This window comes from Pseudomonas sp. MDT2-39-1 (assembly GCF_054898085.1).
Map to the genome: position 1 here is coordinate 5579444 of NZ_CM142716.1, position 20220 is coordinate 5599663.

Genomic DNA, 20220 nt, shown 5'->3' on the forward strand with positions numbered 1-20220 from the left:
GACCTGTTGAAATGATATGAATGTTCACAGAACCCTGTAGGAGCGAACTGTGGCGAGGGGATTTATCGAAACGTCGCACCGCCCCGTTCGGCTGCGAAGCAGTCGCTAAACCGGTGAATTCGGTTTATCTGAGACACGTGGTCTCAGGTTTTAGGGGCCGCTTCGCGACCCAACGGGGATAAATCCCCTCGCCACAGTTCGCTCCTACAGGTATCTGGGGTGATTATTGAACGAGCTGCTGGCTCTTGATCGTCTGCTCCAGCGCCTGGGTACAGCGCTCTTGCGCCGTGTCCAGTTCCAGCTTCATCTGCTCGATGTCGAGCATCTGCTGCTCAAGCTGTTCGCGGCGCTCGGCGATCTTGCTCAGCATGGTTTGCAGCTGTTTTTGATTGCCGCCGGTGGGGTCGTAGAGTTCGATCAGCTCGCGGCACTCGGCCAGGGAGAAGCCAATGCGCTTGCCCCGCAGGATCAGCTTCAGGCTGACCTTGTCACGGGGTGTATAGACGCGTTCCTGGCCACGACGCTCAGGGCTGAGCAGGCCTTGCTCTTCATAAAAGCGAATGGCCCGCGTGGTGATGTCGAGCTCGCGGGCGAGGTCGGAAATGCTATAGGTCTGGCTGCTCATGGAAGCGCTCGAAAAAGGTCATTGCGCTAAGCTAATGGCAGGTTGACGTTTACGTCAAGGGGCATGGATCTTCATTGATATCACTGGCCTCTTCGCGGGCAAGCCTCGCTCCTACAGGGGGGATCTCTGCAATGTACAAATTTTGTGTTCACAGAAAATCTGATGTAGGAGCGAGGCTTGCCCGCGAAGAACGATTACTCGGTCCAAAGCCCTACACCTTATCGAGCTTCTTCTCATGCGCCGTCACTTGCTGGCACAACTCGATCATCTGTTCGCGCATCCAGCGGTTGGCCGGGTCCTGGTCGGTGCTTTCGTGCCAGTAGAGGTGAGTTTCCACCGGCGGCACGTCGTTGACCGGGAGGTTCACCGAGTACAAGTCATGGCGGCGTGCAAAGCGTTCCGGCACGGTCATGACCATGTCGGTCTGCTGCAACACCTGGGACGCCATCAGGTAATGCTGGGAACGCAGGGCAATTTTGCGCTGGATGCCCATTTTTCCGAGAGCCAGGTCGACATGACCCAGGCCGCTGCGGCGGCTGGAAATATGGATGTGCGTCAGCGACAGATAATCATCGAGGGTGAGTTTCTCTTTGCCCGCCAGCGGATGGCCCTTGCGCATCGCACACACGTAACGGTCTTCCATCAACTTGACGTGACGCACTTGCGGGTCAGTGTTGAGCGGCGCATCCACCGCGAAGTCGAGACGCCCGGCCGCCAACTCCTTGGTGGTCTCGCGGCGCTTGGACAGAAAGCTTTCGATGATCACCGTCGGCGCGAGGCGGCGCAGGCGCTGGAACAGCGGCGGCAGAATCACCGCTTCGGTCAGGTCGGTCATGCTGATGCGATACGTTTTGACCGCCTGCAACGGGTTGAAAATCCGGCTTTCCTGCACCGACACCCGCAGCAGGGAGAGGGCATTACGCACCGGCCCGATGATGTTCTGCGCCATCGGCGTCGGCACCATGCCCTGCGCCGTGCGCACGAACAACGGGTCATTGAAGGTCTCGCGCAGGCGGGCCAGAGCGTTCGAGACGGCAGGCTGGGTAATGCCGACAATCTGCCCGGCGCGGGTCAGGTTGGCTTCGGTGTAGATCGCGTCGAAGACGATGAAAAGGTTGAGGTCGACCTTGCTCAGATTCATTACGCGGCTCTCTTGTTGTAAGGGCGTTTTTGGCCTTGATGATCACCCGATCATATATCGGTGATGAATGTTAATACACGCCGAGAATAGGCTAGGTAAATTTTCGTAGCTGTTCTAGCATCGATTGCATGACCTGAACAACTCCTCTGAACCCAGTCAAAAAGGTAGAGCTGCCCATGGATTTCGCTTATTCGCCCAAGGTGCAAGAACTGCGTGAGCGCGTGACCGCGTTCATGGACACCTACGTTTACCCCGCCGAAGCGGTGTTCGAGCGTCAGGTCGCCGAAGGCGATCGCTGGCAGCCGACCGCAATCATGGAAGAGCTCAAACTCAAGGCCAAGGCTGAAGGGTTGTGGAATTTGTTTCTGCCTGAGTCCGAACTCGGCGCCGGGCTGACCAACCTCGAATACGCGCCACTGGCGGAAATCATGGGCCGCTCGCTGCTCGGCCCTGAGCCCTTCAACTGCTCCGCACCGGACACCGGCAACATGGAAGTGCTGGTGCGTTACGCCAACGAAGAACAGAAGCAACGCTGGCTCGAACCGCTGTTGCGCGGCGAGATCCGCTCGGCGTTCGCCATGACCGAACCGGACGTGGCTTCGTCCGACGCCACCAACATGGCCGCCCGCGCCGTGCGTGACGGCGACGAGTGGGTGATTAACGGCAAGAAGTGGTGGACCTCAGGCGCCTGCGACCCGCGTTGCAAGATTCTGATCTTCATGGGCCTGAGCAATCCGGACGCGCCGCGTCATGCCCAGCACTCGATGATTCTGGTGCCGGTGGATGCCCCAGGCGTGAAGATTGTTCGTCCGCTGCCGGTGTTTGGCTACGACGACGCGCCTCACGGCCACGCCGAAGTGCTGTTTGAAAACGTCCGCGTGCCGTACGAAAACGTCCTGTTGGGCGAAGGACGCGGCTTCGAAATCGCTCAAGGACGCCTTGGCCCTGGCCGGATTCACCACTGCATGCGTTCGATCGGCATGGCCGAGCGTGCGCTGGAGTTGATGTGCAAACGTGCGGTCAGCCGCACCGCGTTCGGTAAACCACTGGCACGTCTGGGTGGCAACATCGACAAGATCGCCGACTCGCGGATGGAAATCGACATGGCACGCCTTCTGACCTTGAAAGCGGCGTACATGATGGACACTGCCGGTAACAAGGTGGCGAAGAGCGAGATCGCGCAGATCAAGGTCGTCGCGCCGAACGTGGCCTTGCGGGTGATCGACCGGGCGATCCAGATCCATGGCGGGGCAGGGGTTTCCAACGATTTCCCGTTGGCCTACATGTATGCGATGCAGCGCACCCTGCGCCTGGCCGACGGCCCGGACGAAGTACACCGGGCGGCGATCGGCAAGTTCGAGATTGGCAAGTACCTGCCGAAAGAGATGATGCGTAGCGGGCAGTAAGACCGCGTTATCGTTCTTCGCGGGCAAGCCTCGCTCCTACAGATCACCGAACCCTGTAGATACTCTGTTCACGGTCAAGCTTTCGCGAGATGTTTTTCGCTAAAAAGCTTGGCCGTATTAAATTCTTCTCCAGAACGCATGCATGCCCATAACCCGGTCAGGTATTTACGCATCACTGCTCCGATGGCCTGCATTTTCTTCTTGCCGCGGGCTACCAGCGCCTCGTAAAAGGCTTTCACATTCTCATCACAGCGAATTGCCGTCATTGCCGGCATGAACATCGCTGCCCGTAAATACGCGTTGCCGCATTTGGACATTCGCCCTGGCCGGTTCACGCTGGTGCCTGACTGGGTCAGCCTTACATCGAGTCCTGCATAACGGCTTACCTGCGCCGATTTAAGCGTCACAGGAAGTGTCGTCAACTCAGCCAGTGCTGCGATGGCCGAGGCCTCTCCCACGCCGGGTGCAGCCATCATGCAGCGAAACTGCAAACTCAGATCCGGGCATTTGGCGATGGCCTCGCGTGCAGCCTTCTTCAAACGATCAATCCGTGTGTCTAGCGCTGCAATCGCATCTTTTTCATCCTCGATCAGCAGCTCAACGCTCGTTTGCGTCGCTTGTAGTGCGTGCAACTCGTTCTTGGCTCGGGTCCGATGGCCAATCAGCCGGTTGATATGGCGCCCAATCGCACGCAGCATCAGTTGATCTGCGGTAGGTGGCACCCACAGTCTTGGCGCCATGCGTTCGCCATACTCGGCCAGCAACTGAGCATCAATCTGGTCAGTTTTGCTGTTTTGCAGCATCAGCTTGGCAAAGTTATGGAAGCTTTTGGGGTTGATCACCGAGACCGGTAAGCCGGCGGCATGCAACTCTATCGCCAGGTCCAGGTAGTAAATGCCGGTGGCCTCCATGACCACGCTCAGCGGTTTGAGGCCCAACATCTTGGTCACGGCAGCCTTACGCCCCTTGGGGGTGTGCTGAATGTCCCACTGGCCTGATGTTTTACCGTTCTGCCGCCATCCCATAGCAGACGTGCGGGCACCAATGTCTATGCCGACATGAGTATTCATGGTTTTCACTTCCCTGATTTTCGGTAAGATTGCTCCTGGTTCCCCCGACCTCGAACTTCATGCCACTGCAACCTTGTAATGCGAAGTCCGACTTGTCGGCTTCTCGATACTCTTCGTGGTGGGCAATGAGGCGGGGGGGCCTCTCTACAGACAAGGTCAGGAGCAAATCCTGCCTTCAGGAGCGATCGGCCTCCCCCAGAAACGCACTTGCTGTTGTATGAATCCTTAAGCGTAACCTCTCTCGTTGGAATCAGGGTCAACATACAAGGGTCAACATACAAGGAGCGAGCGGTGCGGCGATCCGACTTGCTCGCGAAGGCATCCGCCCATTCAACACAGCAACATCAGGTTCAATACACCCAAACCTCAACCCGCCGATTCTTGATCCGCCCCTCATCCGCGCTGTTCGCCGCCACCGGCATCTCTGCACCAAAGCCACGAATCTCGCGAAACACCACACCGCTTTTCACCAGTTCCCGTCGTACCGCCATCGCCCGCAGCTTCGACAACAGGTCGGCACGCACCGGATCGCTCTTCGCATCACCGAACCCCACCAGCGTCACCTGTCGATTGGTTTTGTCGTGCTGCTTTATATAGTCGAGCACTCGCGACAGATCCTGTCGGGCCTTGTTGTCCAGCGTCGCGCTGCCTTCCTCAAAACGGAAATTAACCGACAGCCGCTGCGCATGGCGGCTGAGCGCCTGATAACCCTCGGGCATCAAAGCGTTGGGCGTGACGCTCATGGCCTGCACGGTCTGCGCGATAAAGCCGTTGGCCGCGACAATCGCCTGGCCTTTGCTGCTTTGCGCGAACGCCACCAGCGCTTGCGACCAATGATTTTTACTGTTTGGCGGCAGGTAAAAGAACAGCCGTCGGGACAGCGGATAATCCTCCGTCGCAATCAGATTGTTGAGCGGCAACATGGCCTGGGATTGGCCATCGGCAATCGCCACGGCTTTGGCCTGTCGCACGTAAGGCAAACCGATAAAACCGATGCCTTGCGGATCCTGGCTGACAGCGTCGGACAATTGCTCGCTGGATTCGAAGCGTTTCGCGGCGCTATGCAGCGTTTTCCCACGACGACTAAGGACCAATTCCTTGAAGGTGTCGTAGGTGCCCGATTGATCATCCCGCGCATACAGGTGAATCGTCCCACCACTGCTACCGAGTTCTTCCCAGGTTTTTGCCTCACCGCTGAAAATGTGCGCCAGTTGTTCGGTGTTGAGTTGATTCAGCGGATTTTGTGGATGAAGGATGATCGCCAGTCCATCGATGGCGATGACTTGCTCGGCGCCGGGGCTTTTAAAGTCGCCCAGGGTTTTGAGGTCTGCCCGTTCGCTGTCCTTGATCGGGCGCGAGGAGGCGGCGAGGTCGGCGGAGGCGGTTTTCAGGGCGCCGAACCCGGTGCTGGAACCATGGGCCGCAACTTCCACCACCACCCGGCGTCCCTGTGCGGTTTCGCCGACGATGCGTTGTTCGTTGGCTTTATCCGGGACTTCACTGTGGACCTTGAGAAGGCCCTGTTCGCGCAACAGTCCTTCGACTAGCGCCGGCCCCAGTGCGGCGCCGATGGTGTTGGAGCCCTGGATGCGCAGCACCGGGCCGTTGTCGGGTGTCGGCAAATCGCCCGCCGACGCCGTCAATGGCAAACAGGCGCACAGCATCAACAGGAACAACATGCGCAGCGTCATGCCGGCACCTTATTTGGCCAAAGGAAGTGTCGGGAGAATAAGTCAGTAAGATGTCCGCAAGATGACAGTTACCCTTGTGGGAGCGGGCTTGCTCGCGAAGGCGGTGTGTCATTCAACATCAGTATCGACTGACACGACGCCTTCGCGAGCAAGCCCGCTCCCACAATTTGTTCTGTGTAATGCCTGGGGAATCAGCTCAACTCAAGCCAGATCGGCGCATGATCCGATGGTTTTTCCATCCCGCGCAGTTCGTAGTCCACACCCGCATCCTTGACCCGTGGCAACAACCCATGGGACGCCATGATCAGGTCAATCCGCAGCCCGCGCTTAGGCTCGTCTTCAAAGCCGCGGCTGCGGTAGTCGAACCAGCTGAAACGGTCGGCCACGTCCGGGTTCAAGTGGCGGAAACTGTCCACCAGGCCCCAGTTCTTCAAGCGGGCCATCCACTCGCGTTCTTCCGGCAGGAAGCTGCATTTACCGGTTTTCAGCCAGCGCTTCATGTTGTCCGGGCCGATGCCGATGTCGCAGTCTTCCGGGGAAATGTTCACGTCGCCCATCACCACCACCGGCTGTTCACTGCTGAACTGGCTTTCCAGCAATTGCTGCAGGTCGCCGTAGAAACGTTCCTTGGCCGGGAACTTGGTCGGGTGATCGCGGCTTTCACCCTGTGGGAAATAGCCGTTCATGATGGTCACCGGCACGCCATTGGCGTCGGCGAAAGTGCCCCAGATGAAGCGCCGCTGGGCGTCTTCGTCGTCGGTGGCGAACCCTTTATGCAGCGCAATCGGTTCCTGACGCGAGAGCAGGGCGACGCCGTAATGGCCTTTCTGCCCATGGAAATATACGTGATAACCCAGTGCCTGAACCTCGCCCAGCGGGAACTGGTCGTCGTGAACCTTGGTTTCCTGCAGCCCGATCACGTCCGGCTGGTGCTTTTCGATCAGCGCCGCCATCTGATGGGGGCGAGCGCGCAGCCCATTGATGTTGAAGGAGACGATCTTCATGGTCGGCAGTCCTGGCAAAAGGGCGATGCTAGCTGACCTGTAGGAATCGGGCCAGTGTTGAGGCAGGGGGAGTTACCTTGTCCTGTCAGAGATGTGTTGTCTTCGCTGGCCTCTTCGCGGGCAAGCCACGCTCCCACAGGTTCTATGGCGTATGCAAATTTTGTGTTCGCTCGAGAACCTTGTGGGAGCGTGGCTTGCCCGCGAAGAGGCCAGACCAGTCGATGAAGATCCAGCCTTGGTCTCCCACAGGTTTCTGTGGCGTCCACAAATTTTGTGTTCGCTCGTGAACCCTGTGGGAGCGTGGCTTGCCCGCAAAGAGGCCAGTCCAGTCGATGAAGATCCAGCCTTGGTCTATACCTGTGGGGGAACTGTATTACCACCCAAAGGCTCGTACCAATAAGAGCGCCGCCATTTTGAGCGGCGCCCCGGGGAGATCTGCCGTTATGCCCGAAACCTCGACCGCCATTGCCGATATTCACATGCTCGACAGCGGCTACGCCCACGAAGCGCGCTCCCTGCTTTACCACGCTTACCGGCACGAACCGACCTTTGGCTACTTGTTCGAGGCCGAGCGTCCCGGCTATGAACATCGTGTACGGGCGACCGTGCGCGAGCTGGTCAAACAACACTTTCTTCAGGACTTGCCGGCCATCGGCCTGCTGGTCAACGATCGCCTGATCGGCATCGCCCTGATTGCCCCGCCGCAACGTCGACTGGGCATCACTGAAAGTTGGGCCTGGCGTCTGCGCATGGTGCTCAGCACCGGCTTTCGTTGCACCCGCCGTTACCTCGATTACCACGCCGCCGTTGCCGCCTGCGTGCCGTCCGACTCGGTGCACGTCCTGCCGTTGCTGGGGATTCATCCGCAGTTCCAGGGCAAACACTTCGGCGAGCAACTGCTGCAAGCGGTGCACAACTGGTGCGCCGTGGATGAAACTTCCCAGGGCGTGATCCTTGATACCGGGAATCCTCGTTATCTTGAGTTTTATAAGCGTCAGGGCTATGAGGAAATTGGCGAGGTCGCCGTAGGACCCATTCGCGAACACGTGTTTTTCCACGCCAATCCCCAGGTGTTACAAACAGCAACGGCCTAAAGGTAGAACTTTCAAGCCACGCCAGGCTCTATCACGCTCCCACGCTCGTGATAGCATCCGCGCCTATGAAGTTTCCAGGAAGAATTACCAGTGGCGTGCTGATGCTGTTAACCAGCTGCGCGGCACTGGCGCAAAGTGAATTGGATGTGCGGATCAAACCGTCCAACGATGAACTGAAAGCCAATATAGAGGGCTATATTGGCAGCCTCGGCGATCGTGACGAAGAAGCCTTGCTGCGCTTCAGTCGTGGCGCCGAGGAACAGGCGCGCAAGGCCGCCCAGGCCTTGGGTTACTACCAGCCGCAGATTGACAGCGACGTGAAGGGCGGCAAGACGCCGCGCCTGATACTCAACATCGATCCCGGCGAGCCGGTGCATTTGCGCAATGTCACGATTCGCGTCGACGGCCCGGCAGCCTCGCTCAAATCCTTTCGTGTGCCCAAAAGCGCTGCGCTGAAAACCGGCGCGGTGCTAAACCATGGCCGTTATGAAGACGCCAAGAAACTGATCCAGAATCAGGCCTCGCGCTATGGCTTTTTCAGTGGTCACTTCACTCATCAGACATTGTCGGTGGACCCGCGCGCCGGCGTCGCCGACATCGACCTCGTCTATGACAGCGGCCCGCGTTATGCCCTGGGCAAGGTCAGTTTCGAGGGCGACACGCCGTTCGATGAAGACCTGCTGCGACGCATGGTGCCATTCAAGGAAGGCGCGCCTTACGACTCCGAACTGATCGCCGAACTCAATCAGGCCATGCAATCGAGCGGCTATTTCGAAAGTGTGCGGGTGGATGCGGCACCGACGGCGTCCAAGAACGATGTAATCCCGGTCGACGTCAAACTCGAAACCCGCAAACCACGGACCATGGGCCTGGGGCTTGGCTATTCCACCGACGTCGGCCCTCGGGTCAAGGCCAACTGGACGCGACACTGGGTTAACCCGCAGGGGCACAGCTATGGCTGGGAGACTGAAATCTCGGCACCACGGCAGAACGTCGGGGTGTTCTACGACATCCCTCTGGACCCGCCGCTGACCGACAAACTGCGTTTCGCCGGCGGTTATCAAAACGAAGAAATCGCCGACAAGGACTCTCTCAGCAAACTCCTGACTATCGGTCCCGAGTGGCACAGCAAGTTGCCCAGCGGCTGGCAGCGCGTGGTGTCGCTCAAGTGGCAGCGCGAGGAATACCGGCTCGGCGACGACTCGGGGCTCAGCACATTGCTGATGCCCGGCGTCAGTTATTCCTACCTGAAAAGCGACAACCGCATCGACCCGCACAACGGCTATCGCCTGGAGTTCGAGACCAAAGTGGCCAAGGAAGGCCTGGGTTCGGACAACAATCTGGTTTACGGCACCGCCCTGGTAAAAGGCTTGACCACGGTCTTGGATAAACACCGTTTCCTCGGTCGGGTGCAGGTCGGCGGCAGCGCCACCAACGGCTACAAGTCCGTGCCGCCATCGTTGCGGTTTTTCGCCGGTGGCGATCAGAGCGTGCGCGGCTACGACTATCAGAGCCTGTCCCCGGAAAACTCCGAGGGCGACCGCATCGGTGGTCGCTACATGATCGCCGGCAGCGTCGAGTATCAGTACTCCGTCGCTGAAAAATGGCGGGTCGCAACCTTCGTTGACCAGGGCAACTCCTTTAATACACTCGAACTGCCGAACCTCAAGACCGGCGTCGGCATCGGCGTGCGCTGGGTTTCACCCGTGGGGCCGATTCGCCTTGACCTGGCCCACGCGATGGACGACGACGGCGGCATTCGACTGCACTTTTCCATGGGGCCTGAGCTGTGAATCGTGGTTTGAAAATAGCGCTTCTGGCGATTCTGGCGCTGCTGATGCTGGTCGTCCTGGCCGTGACCACGGTGCTGGGCACGGCGACGGGCAGCCGTTGGGCGCTTGGCTTTGTGCCGGGTCTGACCGTGGAGAATTTCCAGGGCCGATTGGGCGGGCAGTGGAGTGCTGATCATCTGTTGTGGCAGCAGGACACCCGCCGGGTTGAGCTGAGCAAACCGATATTCGCCTGGTCGCCGCTGTGCCTGACGCGCATGACCTTGTGCATCGAGCAATTGAAGGCCGATCAGGTCAGCCTGCAGTTCCCGCCGGGCACTGAAGATGAAAGCAGCGGGCCGATCACGCTTCCGGACCTGAACTTGCCTCTGGCGATCGAACTGGGCGATGTGCAAGTCGGCAGTCTGCTGTTCAATGGCAGCGAAGAACTCAAAGGCTTGCAACTGGCCGCGCACTGGACGGCGCAAGGGTTGCAGATCGACTCGGTGAAGTTGCAGCGTGATGAGCTCAGCCTGAATCTGTCCGGCCTGCTGCAACCCAGCGGCAATTGGCCGCTGAAGGCCGAAGGCACGTTGACCTTGCCGGCCCCAGAACCTTGGGCGTTGGCCCTGAAGGTGGACGGCGACCTGCTGAAAACCCTGAACCTGAACGCCGACAGCAGCGGTTACTTGAACGGCCAACTGACCGGCGAACTGCAACCGCTGGTCGACAACCTTCCGGCCAAAGTAAGGATCACCGCCGACGGCTTCAAACCCAGCGCCGATCTGCCGGACACGTTGCAACTCAATCAACTGGAACTCACCGGCGACGGCGACCTGAAAAACGGTTACCAATTGCTCGGCAAAGCCACGCTGCCTGCTGAAAAAGGTCCCGTCGCCCTTGTGCTGCAAGGCAAAGTCGACGCCAACGGCGCACAGATTGCGGCCCTCGATCTGACTGCCAACGACAAGCAAACCCTCAAGCTCACCGGCAACCTCGACTGGAGCAAAGGCCTGAGCGCCGACGCGAAGATCGACTGGCTGGATTTCCCCTGGCACCGTCTCTACCCGCTGATCGACGAGCCCGAAGTGGCGCTGCGCAGTTTCAACGGTGAAGTCTCCTACACCGACGGAAAGTACATCGGCCACTTCAAATCGGCCCTCGATGGCCCGGCAGGTGCGTTCAGCCTCGAGAGCCCGTTCAGCGGCGATCTGACGAAAATCTATCTGCAACAGATTCAACTCGAAGCCGGGCAGGGCAAGGCCGTCGGGCATCTGAACCTGCAATTTGCCGATGGCATTGCCTGGGACACCGCGCTTGACCTGTCGGCGATCAACCCTGCGTATTGGGTCGCGGAGTTTCCGGGTAACCTGGCCGGGCCGTTGCGCAGCAAAGGCGAGATGAAGAATGAAAAACTCAGCCTGAGCGCCGACCTCGATTTGAAAGGCAAACTGCGCGGTCAACCGGCGGTGATCCAGGCCAAGGCCGATGGTGGCGGTGAGCAATGGAGCCTCAATGCACTGCAAATTCGCCTCGGTGACAACAGCATCAACGGCAAGGGCAGCCTGCAACAGAAGCTCACCGGCCAGATCGACATCAAGCTGCCACGGCTGGCTCAACTCTGGCCGCAACTGCGCGGACAGCTTAACGGTCGCGTCGATGTCGCCGGTACGCTGAAGGCGCCGCAAGGCAAGCTCGGGCTGCAAGGCACGCAACTGGCCTTCGAGGACAATCGCCTGCAAAGCCTGAACCTGGACGCGACCCTCGACGGCGCGCAACGGGCGAAAGTAGACCTCAAGGGCAGCGGCATTCGGGCCGGCGACACTTCGCTGGGCACGCTGACGGCCAGCGGTCAGGGCGATATCAAAAACCAGAAACTTGCCCTCGATCTGCAAGGGCCGAAGCTGAAACTGGCGCTCGGCCTTGACGGTTCGCTGGACAAGGGCAACTGGCGCGGACGCCTGGCCAGCGGTGATATCCAGGCCGGCGGTCAGGACTGGAAGCTGCAAGGCCCCGCAAAACTTGAACGACTGGCGGACGGCAAGATCAACTTCGGCGCCCATTGCTGGATGTCCGGCCCAGCCAGCCTGTGTGGCGAAGACCAGCGTCTGATGCCGGAACCGAAGCTGCGTTATCACCTCAAGCAATTCCCGATTGAAAGTCTCGCGCAGTGGTTGCCTAAAGATTTCGCCTGGAAGGGCCGGCTCAATGCCGACCTGCAACTGGACCTGCCGGCCAGTGGCCCGAACGGTCAGGTCAGCGTCGATGCCAGCGGTGGCACGTTGCGCATGAGGGAAAAGGATCAGTGGCTGGACTTCCCGTACCAGACCTTGAAACTCACCAGCACACTCACACCCAAACGTATCGACACCAACCTTAACTTTGTCGGTGGCAAGCTCGGCGAGCTGATGGTGCAGGCGCAAATCAATCCGCTGCCGAAAAATAAACCGCTCACGGGGTCGTTCCGTCTCAGTGGTCTGGATTTGTCGGTGGCGCGGCCGTTTGTGCCGATGGTCGAGAAACTCACCGGCCGCTTGAATGGCAGTGGCACGCTCTCCGGCGATCTGCTGGCGCCGCAGGTGAACGGCAATTTGTTGCTCAGTGATGGCGAAGTGTCCGGACCTGAATTGCCGATGGAGTTGCAGGGCTTGCAGCTTCAAGCGCAGATCGCCGGCGAAACCGTGCAATTGAACGGTGGCTGGAAAAGCGGCAAAAGCGGGCAGGGCAGTCTCAACGGCAACATCGCCTGGGGCCAGGCGCTGGTGGTGGATCTGACGCACAAAGGCACGCAATTGCCCGTCACCGTAGAACCGTATGCCAAGCTCGAAGTGGCACCGGACCTGAAGATTTCGATGAAGGACGACAAACTGGCGATCACCGGCAAAGTGTTGGTGCCCAAGGGTGAAATCACCGTGCGCGAGTTGCCGCCGTCGACGGTCAAGGTCTCCGATGACACGGTGATCGTCGGCCAGCAGACCGAAGAGGGCAAGCCGCCGCTGGCCATGAAGATGGACATCGACGTGGTGGTGGGTGAGGACAAACTCAGTTTTGCCGGGTTTGGCCTGACCGCCAACCTGCAAGGGCATGTGCACATCGGCGACAACATGGACACCCGTGGCGAGCTCTGGCTCAACGATGGGCGTTATCGGGCATACGGTCAGCGACTGACGGTACGGCGTGCGCGGCTGCTGTTCGCCGGCCCGATTGACCAGCCGTATCTGGACATCGAAGCCATTCGCCAGACCGACGACGTGATCGCCGGCATTCGCCTCAGCGGCAGCGCCGAACAGCCGACCACGCAGATTTTCTCCGAGCCGGCGATGAGCCAGGAACAGGCCTTGTCTTATCTGGTGCTGGGGCGTCCGCTGAGCACCAACGGTGAAGACAACAACATGCTGGCCCAGGCGGCGCTCGGGTTGGGCTTGATGGGCAGTTCCGGGGTGACCGGCAAACTGGCCAACGATCTGGGGATTCAGGATTTCCAGCTCGACACCCAGGGCAGCGGCAACACCACCAGCGTCGTGGCCAGCGGCAACCTGTCGGAAAAACTCAGCCTGCGTTACGGCGTTGGCGTGTTCGAGCCGGCCAACACCATTGCCTTGCGCTACAAGCTGAGCAAAAAGGTCTACCTCGAAGCCGCCGGCGGCGTAGCCAGTTCGCTGGACATCTTCTACAAGCGGGATTTCTAAATCCCCGTTCCTTCCTGAACCGAGTCGCTGCCTTCGCGGGCAAGCCTCGCTCCTACAGGTTTGGTGTAACCCCTGTAGGAGCGAGGCTTGCCCGCGAAGGCGTCAGTGTGCTCGCCACAAAATCCGCGCCATTTATCAGCTAAATAGAAAGCAACCTAACTATTGCGTTGACATTCGCTGCCTAGGCAGTAACATCTCGTCATACATTCTCTGCCTAGGCAGCTAATCGGTGGTCAGATGAAACATTTCACCTCATACGATTTCCATAATTGCCATCTCGGCCTCCTGCTCGGGCGCGCTGCGCTGCTCAAGGACCGGATCATCGACACGCACATGGAACCCCACGGCATCACGGCCGCGCAGTTCAAAGTGCTGATCATCATGGCCCAGTTCGGCGTCGATACCCCGGCCGAGCTGTGCCGTCACCTGTCGCTGGACAGCGGTTCGATGACCCGCATGCTCGATCGTCTGGAACAGAAAGGATTCCTCGCCCGCCAACGCTCCGAGGCGGATCGGCGTCAGGTTCAACTGGTGCTGACTGAATTAGGCCAGCAACTGGCTGACCGCCTCCCGGAGATCGGCGCCGACGCCATGAATGAACTGGCCGGCGCGATCACCCCGGAAGAATTGAAAACCCTGGAACAGATCCTCAAGAAAATCCTGGTAGCGGCCGGTGACTCGATCACGTTGCTGCGGGTAGGTGACAAATGAGCAGCAAAACCCTGCGGACCGGACTGAGCCTGGTGCTGGCGGCCATGACCCTGGCCGGTTGCGCCAGTTACAGCGGCCTGACCACCGAAGGCGTCAGCCTCGACGCGAAAAACCTCAAGGCTGGGCAATCCCTCAGCGGCGTGACCCTGTCGCCCGCGGCCTGGCCGAAAAGTGATTGGTGGAAAAGCCTCGGCGACCCGCAACTGGATGGCCTGATCCGCGAAGCCCTGCACGACAGCCCCGACATGCAAATCGCCGACGCTCGCGCCCACCAGGCCAGCGCCGCCGCGTATGCCGCCGACGCCGCGCGCATGCCGACCCTCGATGCCAGCGCCGGTGTAAGCCGTTCGCGTCTGGCCCGCGACCAGGACCCGAGCGGGCAGGGCGGCACGTATTCCACCATGCGTAACATCGGTGCCAGTTTCAATTACAACTTCGACCTCTGGGGCGGTCAGCGGGATGCCTGGGAAGCCGCGTTGGGCCAGGCCCGTGCTGCCGAAGTCGATCAGCAAGCCGCACAGTTGACCTTGTCCGCCGACGTTGCTCGCGCCTACAGCGACCTGGGTCAGGCGCACATCGTCTTCGACCTGGCCAACGAAGACCTCAAACGCACCAGGCAGATGCTCGACCTGAGCCAGCGTCGCCTGAGCTCGGGGATCGACAGCCAGTACCAGTTCCAGCAAACCGAAAGCCTGGAAGCCAGCTCCGAAGCGAGCCTGATCGACGCCGAAAAACGCCTGCAAAGCGCGAAAATCGCGTTGGCCGTGCTGCTCGGCAAAGGCCCGGATCGCGGCAATGAAATCGCCCGGCCGAAGATCCTCCAAGCCAGCGCGGTGGCGTTGCCATCGGTATTGCCGGCCGAGTTGCTGGGTCGTCGACCAGACCTGGTGGCCGCACGCTGGCGAGTCGAGGCTGCGAGCAAGAACATCGCCTCCGGCAAAACCCAGTTCTACCCCAACCTCAACCTGAGTGCCGCGGCCGGTGCCGAGTCGTTGCTGGGGGATGCGATGTTTGGTTCGGCGAGCCGTTTCTTCAACGTAGCGCCAACGATTTCCGTGCCGATTTTCGACGGCGGCCGCCTGCGCGCCGACCTCGATTCGCGCGATGCCGATTACGACCTCGCGGTGGCGCAGTACAACAAAAGCCTGGTGAAAGCCCTGGGCGATGTCAGCGACACCATCAACCAGTTGCGTGACATCGGCCGGCAGATCGGGGCGCAGCAACACGCCACCGACATTGCCCAGGATTCTTACAACACCGTGGTCCAGCGGTACGGTTCCGGCATCGGTAACTACCTGGACGTGCTCAGCATCGAGCAGCAATTGCTCCAGGCCCAGCGTCAGCTGGCCAACCTGAATGCCGAGCAGATCGACCTGTCGATCCAACTGATGCAGGCGCTGGGCGGCGGCTTCCAGGGCGAAACCTTGACCGCAGCCAACGCACTCCCAGCCACGCAGCACAACTAATTCAAGGTATTTGTCATGGCCACTGCCGAAACGACAACACAAACCCCTGACAACGCACCAGACACCAGCAACCCGCGCAAACGCAAAATCATGCTGGTGGTGCTGGCGATTGTGGTGATCCTCGCCGGTATCGGCGTCTGGGGTTATCACGAGTTTTACGGGCGCTGGAACGAAAGCACCGACGACGCCTATGTGAACGGCAACGTGGTGGAAATCACTCCGTTGGTCACCGGCACCGTGGTCAGCATCGGTGCCGACGATGGCGACCTGGTTCACGAGGGTCAGGTGCTGATCAACTTCGACCCGAACGACGCCCAAGTCGGTCTGCAAAGTGCCCAGGCCAATCTGGCCCGCACCGTGCGTCAGGTTCGCGGCTTGTACAGCAACGTCGACGGCATGAAAGCCAAGGTCAACGCCCAGCAGGCTGAAGTGCAAAAAGCTCAGGACAACTTCAATCGGCGGAAAAACCTCGCCGCTGGCGGCGCAATTTCCCAGGAAGAGCTGTCCCACGCCCGCGACGACCTGACCTCGGCGCAAAACGCCCTGGCCAACGCCAAGCAGCAACTGAAAACCACCAGCGCGCTGGTGGATGACACCGTGGTCTCGTCGCATCCGGACGTGATGTCGGCTGCCGCGCAATTGCGTCAGGCCTACTTGAATAACTCCCGCAGCACCTTGATTGCGCCGGTCACCGGTTACGTCGCCAAACGCTCCGTGCAACTGGGCCAGCGCGTCCAGTCGGGTACGGCGCTGATGGCGGTCATTCCGCTGGATCAGCTGTGGATCGACGCCAACTTCAAGGAAACCCAGCTGCGTGACATGCGCATCGGTCAGCCGGTGGACATCGAGGCCGATCTTTACGGCAGCGACGTGAAATTCAGCGGCACCATCGATAGCCTCGGCGCCGGTACCGGCAGCGCATTTGCCCTGCTGCCGGCGCAGAACGCCACCGGTAACTGGATCAAGATCGTGCAGCGGGTGCCGGTTCGGATTCACATCAACGCCGAAGAACTGGCCAAGCATCCGTTGCGGGTGGGGCTGTCGACCCAGGTCGACGTGAATCTGCATGACCAGAGCGGCCCGGTGCTGGCGCAACAGCCGCCGCAAAAGGCGTCGTTCAGCACCAACGTCTACGACCGTCAGTTGGCCGAGGCCGACGCGATGATCACTCAGTTGATCCACGACAACAGCGCTGCGGTCAGCAAAACCGTGCAGCGCTGACACCACCGACCCTGTGGGAGCGAGCCTTTGTGGTGAGGGGATTTATCGGAATGCCGCACCACCCCGTTCGGCTGCGAAGCAGACGTCAGCTCATTAATGCGATTGGACTTTGAAGTGCTGGGGCCGCTTCGCGACCCAACGGGGATAAATCCCCTCACCACAAAGGCTCACTCCTACAAGGTCAGCTGCGTCTGTAACAGGCGCTGCGCCAATCAGGTTCCAAAGGATTTGCGATGAGCAATAACGCGTCTTTCACGCCGCCCAGCCTGCTGCTCGCCACCATCGGCCTGTCGCTGGCGACCTTTATGCAAGTGCTCGACACCACCATCGCCAACGTGGCGCTGCCGACGATTTCCGGCAACCTGGGCGTGAGTTCGGAGCAGGGCACCTGGGTGATCACTTCGTTTGCGGTGAGCAACGCCATCGCGCTACCGCTGACCGGTTGGCTCAGCCGGCGCTTCGGTGAAGTGAAGCTGTTTCTCTGGGCGACTGTTCTGTTTGTACTGGCCTCGTTTCTCTGCGGTATCTCGACCTCGATGCCCGAGCTGATTGGCTTCCGGGTGCTGCAAGGCCTGGTGGCCGGTCCGTTGTACCCGATGACCCAGACGCTGCTGATCGCGGTCTATCCGCCGGCCAGGCGCGGCATGGCCCTGGCGTTGCTGGCGATGGTCACGGTGGTGGCACCGATTGCAGGTCCCATCCTCGGCGGCTGGATCACCGACAGTTACAGCTGGCCGTGGATCTTCTTCATCAACGTGCCGATCGGCATCTTTGCAGTGATGGTGGTGCGTTCGCAGCTCAAGGCGCGGCCGGTGGAAACCAGCTACCAGCCGATGGATTACGTCGGTTTGATCACGCTGATCATTGGCGTCGGCGCATTGCAGGTGATCCTCGACAAGGGCAACGACCTGGACTGGTTCGAGTCGAACTTCATCCTCATTGGCGCGGCCATTTCCGTGATTGCACTGGCGGTGTTCGTGATCTGGGAAATGACCGACAAACACCCAGTGGTCAATCTGCGGCTGTTCGCTTACCGCAACTTCCGCATCGGGACCATTGTGTTGGTGCTGGGTTACGCCGGGTTCTTCGGGATCAACCTGATCCTGCCGCAATGGCTGCAAACCCAAATGGGTTACACGGCGACCTGGGCGGGGCTGGCGGTTGCGCCGATCGGGATTCTGCCGGTGCTGATGTCGCCGTTTGTCGGCAAGTACGCGCACAAGTTTGATCTGCGGCTGCTGGCTGGGTTGGCGTTTCTGGCGATCGGCCTGAGTTGCTTCATGCGCGCTGGGTTTACCAACGAAGTGGACTTCCAGCACATCGCGCTGGTGCAGCTGTTCATGGGCATTGGCGTGGCGCTGTTCTTCATGCCGACCTTGAGTATCCTGATGTCGGACCTGCCGCCGAGCCAGATCGCCGACGGCGCGGGCCTGGCGACGTTCCTGCGGACCTTGGGCGGTAGTTTTGCTGCGTCATTGACGACGTGGATCTGGATTCGCCGGGCCGATCAGCACCACGCCTATATGAGCGAAAGCATCAGCACCTATGAGCCGGCGACCCGTGAGGCCCTGAACAGCTTGGGCGGGGCGAGCAATCCGGCGTATGCGCAATTGGATCATGTGCTGACCAGTCAGGCGTACATGCTCTCCACCGTGGATTACTTCACGTTGCTGGGGTGGGCGTTCATGGGCTTGATTGTGCTGGTGTGGCTGGCGAAACCGCCGTTTGCGGCGAAGGCGGGGCCTGCTTCGGCAGGGCACTAAGCACAACGCGGTCAATAATGTGGGAGCGGGCTTGCTCGCGAAGGCGGTAGATCAGTCGACATTAATGTTGAATGAAAAACCGTATTCGCGAGCAAGCCCGCTCCCACATGGGTTCTGTGTTCGGTAGTTAGTTGCCGGGTAATGCCAGTTGCGGCGGCGGCATAAAATCAAACGGCGCCAGCGCAAACCCTTGCTCATCCACCTGCAACGCCCACCCCTGACGATCCCAATCCCCCAGCACAATCCGCTTGGCCGCCTGCTCGCCAATCTGCAACTTGTGAATGGCCGGGCGATGGGTATGCCCATGGATCAAGGTTTTCACGCCATAGGCCTGCATGATCCGCGGCACTTCTTCCGGCGTGACATCGACAATGTCGTTGGCCTTCATCCGCGTCTGCGCACGGCTTTCGCTGCGCAGCTTGCGCGCCAGTTTATGGCGAGTGCGCAAGGGCAAGTGCCGCAGGATGAACAGGGTGATGGGGTTACGCAGATAGCGACGCAGCTTCATGTAAGCCTCGTCGCGGGTGCAGAGGCTGTCGCCGTGCATCAATAGCACCGGCTCGCCGTTGAACTGCACGACACTCGGATCTTTCAGCAACGTGCAGCCGGCCTGTTTGCAAAAGGCCTGGCCGAGCATGAAGTCGCGATTGCCGTGCATCAGAAAAATGGCCGTGCCGCTGTCGCTGAGGGTGCGCAGGGCCTGGCAGATGGAACGCTGGAACGGCGTCATGGCATCGTCGCCAATCCACGCCTCGAAAAAGTCGCCCAGGATGTACAGCGCACTCGCCGAGCGGGCGCGTCCGGCGAGCAAATCCAGAAACGCCCGGGTGATGTCCGGGCGCTCCTCTTCCAGATGTAAGTCTGAAATCAGCAGTATCACTCAATGATCTCGGCTTTCTCGATGATCACGTCTTCTGCTGGTACGTCCTGGTGGCCGGACTTCATGGTGGTGGAAACACCTTTGATCTTGTCGACGACGTCGGTGCCTGCAACGACTTTGGCGAATACCGCGTAGCCCCAGCCCTGAGTGGTCTTGGCGCTGTGGTTCAGGAAGCTGTTGTCAGCCACGTTGATGAAGAACTGGGCGGAAGCCGAATGCGGTTCCATGGTGCGAGCCATGGCCACGGTGTACTTCTCGTTCGGCAGGCCGTTGTCGGCTTCGTTCTGGATGCTAGGGCGCTTGTCTTTCTTTTCTTTCATGCCTGGCTCGAAACCGCCGCCCTGGATCATGAAGTTACCGATGACGCGGTGGAAAACAGTGTTTTCGTAGTGACCGGCGTTGACGTACTCGATGAAGTTGGCAACGGTCAGCGGTGCCTTTTCAGCGTTCAGTTCCAGGACGATGTCGCCATGGTTGGTGGTCAGTTTGACTTGGGTCATGATCGGTACTCTTTCAATGAATTCGTGGGTTTCGGGGCTTTGCAGCCCTCAACCGGTCCGGCCAATTTTGGCCAAGATGCGCAGTTTAGCGTGCCGGGCGCGAATTTCGAGGCTGTTTTTCATTTGCATCCGATTAAATGCAACCGTTTTCGGGCCTGCTCTGTCAGCGACTTGACGGCATCGGCTATGA

Annotated in this window: 15 protein-coding genes; 8 read left to right on the forward strand and 7 right to left on the reverse strand. The window is 59.8% G+C overall.

Features of this window, described 5'->3' with window-relative positions:
- Positions 1-223: 223 nt before the first annotated feature.
- Positions 224-625, reverse strand: coding sequence for a MerR family transcriptional regulator (locus ACYZTM_RS25950; RefSeq protein WP_131061997.1), 402 nt, complete (start codon positions 623-625; stop codon positions 224-226).
- Between the two features lie 211 nt (positions 626-836).
- Positions 837-1766, reverse strand: coding sequence for a LysR family transcriptional regulator (locus ACYZTM_RS25955; protein WP_046056408.1), 930 nt, complete (start codon positions 1764-1766; stop codon positions 837-839).
- Between the two features lie 176 nt (positions 1767-1942).
- Between ACYZTM_RS25955 and ACYZTM_RS25960 the strand changes: the two genes are divergently transcribed.
- Complete coding sequence (locus ACYZTM_RS25960; protein ID WP_131061998.1) at positions 1943-3172, forward strand: acyl-CoA dehydrogenase; 1230 nt, start codon at positions 1943-1945, stop codon at positions 3170-3172.
- A 74-nt stretch (positions 3173-3246) separates the two neighbouring features.
- Here ACYZTM_RS25960 and ACYZTM_RS25965 read toward each other — a convergent pair whose 3' ends face one another.
- The 3 genes from ACYZTM_RS25965 to xthA form a co-directional block, all read right to left on the reverse strand.
- Entirely contained in the window at positions 3247-4242 is a 996-nt protein-coding gene (locus ACYZTM_RS25965; RefSeq protein ID WP_131063537.1) for an IS110 family RNA-guided transposase, read from the reverse strand.
- A 350-nt stretch (positions 4243-4592) separates the two neighbouring features.
- Positions 4593-5933, reverse strand: coding sequence for a substrate-binding domain-containing protein (locus ACYZTM_RS25970; protein WP_461985376.1), 1341 nt, complete (start codon positions 5931-5933; stop codon positions 4593-4595).
- Positions 5934-6124: 191 nt separating this feature from the next.
- On the reverse strand, positions 6125-6937 hold the full coding sequence (gene xthA / locus ACYZTM_RS25975; RefSeq protein ID WP_461985378.1) for an exodeoxyribonuclease III: 813 nt from the start codon (positions 6935-6937) through the stop codon (positions 6125-6127).
- A 443-nt stretch (positions 6938-7380) separates the two neighbouring features.
- Here xthA and ACYZTM_RS25980 point away from each other — a divergent pair, with 443 nt between their 5' ends.
- The 7 genes from ACYZTM_RS25980 (at position 7381) to ACYZTM_RS26010 (ending at position 18650) form a co-directional block, all read left to right on the forward strand.
- Positions 7381-8031 carry a GNAT family N-acetyltransferase gene (locus ACYZTM_RS25980; RefSeq protein WP_027925074.1) on the forward strand — a complete coding sequence of 217 codons (651 nt, stop codon included), beginning with the start codon at positions 7381-7383 and terminating at the stop codon, positions 8029-8031.
- A 65-nt stretch (positions 8032-8096) separates the two neighbouring features.
- The gene (locus ACYZTM_RS25985; RefSeq protein ID WP_131062333.1) at positions 8097-9824 is read left to right on the forward strand and encodes an autotransporter assembly complex protein TamA; all 1728 of its coding nucleotides are present in this window, start codon (positions 8097-8099) and stop codon (positions 9822-9824) included.
- On the forward strand, positions 9821-13489 hold the full coding sequence (locus ACYZTM_RS25990; RefSeq protein WP_461985381.1) for a translocation/assembly module TamB domain-containing protein: 3669 nt from the start codon (positions 9821-9823) through the stop codon (positions 13487-13489). The genes ACYZTM_RS25985 and ACYZTM_RS25990 overlap by 4 nt, the downstream gene beginning before the upstream one ends.
- 237 nt (positions 13490-13726) lie before the next feature.
- Positions 13727-14200, forward strand: a complete 474-nt coding sequence (locus ACYZTM_RS25995; RefSeq protein WP_461985383.1) for a MarR family winged helix-turn-helix transcriptional regulator — start codon at positions 13727-13729, stop codon at positions 14198-14200.
- Positions 14197-15666 (forward strand): efflux transporter outer membrane subunit, encoded by a 1470-nt coding sequence (locus tag ACYZTM_RS26000; protein ID WP_461985385.1) that lies wholly within the window; start codon positions 14197-14199, stop codon positions 15664-15666. The genes ACYZTM_RS25995 and ACYZTM_RS26000 overlap by 4 nt, the downstream gene beginning before the upstream one ends.
- A 15-nt stretch (positions 15667-15681) precedes the next feature.
- Entirely contained in the window at positions 15682-16887 is a 1206-nt protein-coding gene (locus ACYZTM_RS26005; RefSeq protein ID WP_461985387.1) for an HlyD family secretion protein, read from the forward strand.
- 233 nt (positions 16888-17120) lie between these two features.
- Positions 17121-18650, forward strand: coding sequence for a DHA2 family efflux MFS transporter permease subunit (locus ACYZTM_RS26010; RefSeq protein ID WP_461985389.1), 1530 nt, complete (start codon positions 17121-17123; stop codon positions 18648-18650).
- Positions 18651-18777: 127 nt separating this feature from the next.
- On the opposite strand, the gene lpxH is transcribed toward ACYZTM_RS26010, so the two are convergent.
- Together lpxH and ACYZTM_RS26020 are read right to left on the reverse strand one after the other, a co-directional pair.
- The gene (lpxH, locus tag ACYZTM_RS26015; protein ID WP_461985391.1) at positions 18778-19530 is read right to left on the reverse strand and encodes a UDP-2,3-diacylglucosamine diphosphatase; all 753 of its coding nucleotides are present in this window, start codon (positions 19528-19530) and stop codon (positions 18778-18780) included.
- A complete protein-coding gene (locus ACYZTM_RS26020) occupies positions 19527-20030 on the reverse strand; it encodes a peptidylprolyl isomerase (RefSeq protein ID WP_131062340.1) in 504 nt (167 codons plus the stop codon). Before ACYZTM_RS26020 ends, lpxH begins: the two co-directional genes overlap by 4 nt.
- Positions 20031-20220: the final 190 nt, after the last annotated feature.